Source organism: Endobacter medicaginis (assembly GCF_014192375.1).
GTDB classification, from domain to species: Bacteria; Pseudomonadota; Alphaproteobacteria; order Acetobacterales; family Acetobacteraceae; genus Endobacter; species Endobacter medicaginis.
Map to the genome: position 1 here is coordinate 1 of NZ_JACHXV010000051.1, position 3,546 is coordinate 3,546.

Consider the following 3,546-nt stretch of genomic DNA (forward strand, 5'->3'; position numbering starts at 1 on the left):
CCGCGAAATCGCATGCTGAAGCGCTGCAGAAGCGGGTTTCAGAGCTGCAGGATGGATTCCATCAGCGGCTAATTGATGCCGAGCTCAAGGCTGGCTCGATTGCTGCCGGCCTGGCGCATCCGGATTTCCTGAAACTGGTCGACAAGTCTGCGGTGTCGGTCGATGCCGATGGCGCCGTGGCCGTGCCGGCTGACTTTTGGGCCGGCGTGAAGGCGAGCCTGCCGCATCTGTTCACGGCGACTGGTGCGGACCGCGGAACTACGTCGAATCCGGCAGCAGCTCCGAAGCCAGCTCCAGCGGGCATGAAAAAGGCCACTGAGATGTCTGACGCCGAGTTCAAGGCCGCGCTGGCCCGCATCGCCGCGGGCCAGCTCCCGTAACCGTCACCCGCATCATCCGCCGGCGGTAACACGCTGGCTTCCATCAACTGAATGAACCTGCCGGGATGGTCCCAGCGGGTGTTTTTGCATGTCTGAAAGGACACCCGTCTATGCCCATCAACAACCTTCCTTCGTCTATCCAGGCGATGATTCAACAGGGCTATCTCGACCGCACGCTCGACGAGGCTCTGCGCGCCAAGCTCGGCTTCAGAATGATTGCCGAACGCGAGCCGTTCGGCGGCAAAATCGGCGAGTCCATGATTAAGACTAGGACCGCGCTGCTTCCGGCCAGCACAACCCCCCTCAATCCGGCTGACAACCGGGATATCACGTCGGGATTCGGCTCGCAGTCCTATGGAATCGAGCAGTATGTGCTGCGTGTCGACCCCTACGGCAAGAGCATGGGCCTGAATCTGATGACCTCCGGCGTAGCCATCGGCAATCAGTATCTGCTGAATGCATCGAAACTGGCAGAGCAGGCAACCAGGACCATCGACCAGGTCGCCAGAAACGCGCTTTTCGGCGCATATCTCGGCGGTAACACTGTCGTTTCGACGACCGAGGGCGCTGCCGGCACCGTCATCCACGTCGACGATATTCGTGGATTCTACAGCCAAGTCGGCCCGAATGGCACCCTTACTGCCGTCAGCGCGACGTATCCGCTCAGCGTGACGGTCGGCAACGGTGTGTATGAGCTCGTGGCCGTGCAGGCCGATGGACCGAACCCTGCAAGCCCAGTCGACCCGCTGATTGTTTATAGCCAGGTGGGGTCGAATACCTCAGTGGCGTTCGGCGGCATCTCGGGCACGCTGACGTTCTCCAGCAATGTCGCCGTGACCGATGCGACTGCCGGCCAGCCGGTTATCGCGAGCAATGCACCGCTGATTTTCCGTCCGGATGGCTCGCTGTCGACCAGCGGAATCGCAAAGGGCACGAGGCTCAGCATCGACGCCATTCTGCAGGCGAAGTCAACGCTTGAGGCGAACAACGTCCCCGCCGGCGACGACGGTCTGTACGTCTGCTACGCCGACCCCTTGCATCTGACCGGCATCTACCGCGACCCGGTGTTCCAGTCGTTCACGCGCGGCCGTCTGGATTCCGAGGAGTATCGCCAGGGCGCCGTGGCGGAGCTGCTCGGCGTGAAAATCATGAAAACCAACATGAACCCGACCCAGCAGACCAGCAACGGCGTTGTCCGCCGCGCTATCGTCTGCGGTGTCGGCGCTCTGGTCGAGGGCGTTTACACGAATGCCGGCAATGCGGCCGTCCAGGATGTCGTGCGCGACGAGCTGCGCACGGTTGTGAATGGAATCGCACACGTGACTCGCGAGCCTATCGACGAGGCCAAGGAGGTCGTCACGCAGGCCTGGCGCTACCTCGGCGGCTTTGCGGCACCGACCGACGCGCTCACTACGCCGGCCGTGATTCCGACGGCGACGAACTCGGCTCTGAAGCGCGCCGCGATTATCGAGTCGTTCTGACCGATGGCTCGCCGGCGCACGGCGGAGCTCTCACCGCCCGAGCTCTCGGAGGCTGATGATTCGGTCTCAGAGAGCTCCACACCGATGCCTATCGCCATCCGTCTGACGCGGCCGCACGGCTTCGTCGACGCGGACGGCCGGCGTCATCACTGGCACGCGGGATATACGGTATCGGACTCTGATGAGGTCGAATTGCTGGTGTCCCGCGGCGCCGCACACACTGTAATCTCGGACTGAAATCGATGAGCAGCACGACGACGATAGATTCGAGTTCCGGGCCGCTCACTGATTCAGAAAAAACGGACATCCGCCGTTATATGGGTTTCGAAGCCTATGGAAACGGGAATATCGGATTTCAGCCTTGGCTGTTTTTCACGTCGTTTGGCGTGCTGGAGTTCCGGCTGAACAATCTGTCGACGTCCGAGCTCGTGGTCATCCGCTCATACATCGGGACACTGCAGCAGCTGGAGTCCGCCGTGCTGACCGCCGCATCGAATCTCGATACCGCGTCAGCCGCCGTCTGGACCCGCAATCCGAACGAGGTTGCCGACCGGCAGCGTCTATATGCATATCAGCGCCGTCAGCTGTGCAGCTTCCTCGGCATACCGCCCGGCGCAGGTCTCGGTGATGGCGTCAGCCGCATCCTCATCTGAGCATTGTACCAGGCACCTACATACTATATAGTGAACAGCATGGATTCCTGTGATGGCGAGCAAGCGTAAGTTCCCGCCGTCCCGGCACTCCATCCCGTCTCCTTCAAATCGCTTCCTCGAATTCGTCGTCGTAACCCGACCGATTCCGAAAGCGCGCCCCCGCCTGAGCCGCCACGGCGCATACACGCCCCAGCGAACTCTCGATTACGAATCACTTATTCAGCTCGCCGCTCAGGCCGCGATGGCGAGTTCACAGCTGCCGCTTTTCGACGAGCCCGTACGCGTCGTGCTGACGCTGACATTCGCCGGCAGAGACGGCACGATGCCGACGGCGCCGGGCGACGGCGACGCGGACAATCTCGCGAAATCGGTACTCGACGCGATGAACGGGACCGTGTTCGCCGATGACCGTCTCGTTGTCTCGCTGACGGTCAACAAAACCTGCGGCACTACCGACGGGGTTCGCGTGCGCGTGGAAACGTTCGCAGCTAACACTGACATCAACGAGCTGTTTGACGCCGCATAACCCTGGAATCACGCCGTGGACGGAAACCGCATCGCCGCCTTGGTCTCGATGGGCTACGCAAAATCGGCCGCGGCGACCGGCACCGCATATCAGCTGTATCGTCCGACCGGGCCATCGAATCCCGCCGCTGGAACGCCGCTCACATCGCTCCCGGTGACGGTCAGTGCCGACTCATATCGATTCCGGCAGCCGGTCTCGCTCGGCAAGCCGATGCGCCAGGTGCTGGTCGACACGGCGCAGACAAGGGCCGGCGATTATCTCGTTGGTGCCGGCGGGACGCTATTCATTGCTGACCAGTCGCCGCTGCTGCCGGTCCAGGCCGTGCTGTGCAATTCGGTGCTGACGGTGAAGCGGGCTGCGGCTCCGGATGCGGGTGTCGTCGATGCAGACACGAGCGATAACATCGTGCCCAGTCCTCCGCCCCACGGTTGTTTGAGACACTCCGTTAGCGGACGGTCTCCGCCTCAGGGGTGAGGACGATGACGACGAACACGGGAACGATTGCC

The 3,546-nt window shown here is 62.1% G+C and carries 5 protein-coding genes; all 5 read left to right on the top strand.

Annotation, left to right across the window (positions count from 1 at the left end):
* Positions 1 to 380, top strand: a 380-nt coding sequence (locus FHR90_RS17045) for a hypothetical protein (protein ID WP_221188301.1), incomplete at its 5' end; no start/stop codon positions are given.
* A gap of 110 nt (positions 381 to 490) precedes the next feature.
* Positions 491 to 1,861, top strand: a complete 1,371-nt coding sequence (locus FHR90_RS17050; RefSeq protein WP_176625220.1) for a DUF4043 domain-containing protein — start codon at positions 491 to 493, stop codon at positions 1,859 to 1,861.
* A 242-nt stretch (positions 1,862 to 2,103) separates the two neighbouring features.
* Positions 2,104 to 2,514, top strand: a complete 411-nt coding sequence (locus FHR90_RS17055) for a hypothetical protein (RefSeq protein ID WP_176625218.1) — start codon at positions 2,104 to 2,106, stop codon at positions 2,512 to 2,514.
* A 52-nt stretch (positions 2,515 to 2,566) separates the two neighbouring features.
* On the top strand, positions 2,567 to 3,040 hold the full coding sequence (locus tag FHR90_RS17060) for a RusA family crossover junction endodeoxyribonuclease (protein WP_176625216.1): 474 nt from the start codon (positions 2,567 to 2,569) through the stop codon (positions 3,038 to 3,040).
* Positions 3,041 to 3,055: 15 nt separating this feature from the next.
* Positions 3,056 to 3,514, top strand: coding sequence for a hypothetical protein (locus tag FHR90_RS17065; protein WP_176625214.1), 459 nt, complete (start codon positions 3,056 to 3,058; stop codon positions 3,512 to 3,514).
* The last annotated feature ends 32 nt before the right edge of the window (positions 3,515 to 3,546 follow it).

Coding starts and splice junctions, on each gene's coding strand:
- FHR90_RS17050 (WP_176625220.1), top strand. CDS start 491: ATGCCCATCAACAACCTTCCTTCGTCTATCCAGGCGATGATTCAACAG.
- FHR90_RS17055 (WP_176625218.1), top strand. CDS start 2,104: ATGAGCAGCACGACGACGATAGATTCGAGTTCCGGGCCGCTCACTGAT.
- FHR90_RS17060 (WP_176625216.1), top strand. CDS start 2,567: ATGGCGAGCAAGCGTAAGTTCCCGCCGTCCCGGCACTCCATCCCGTCT.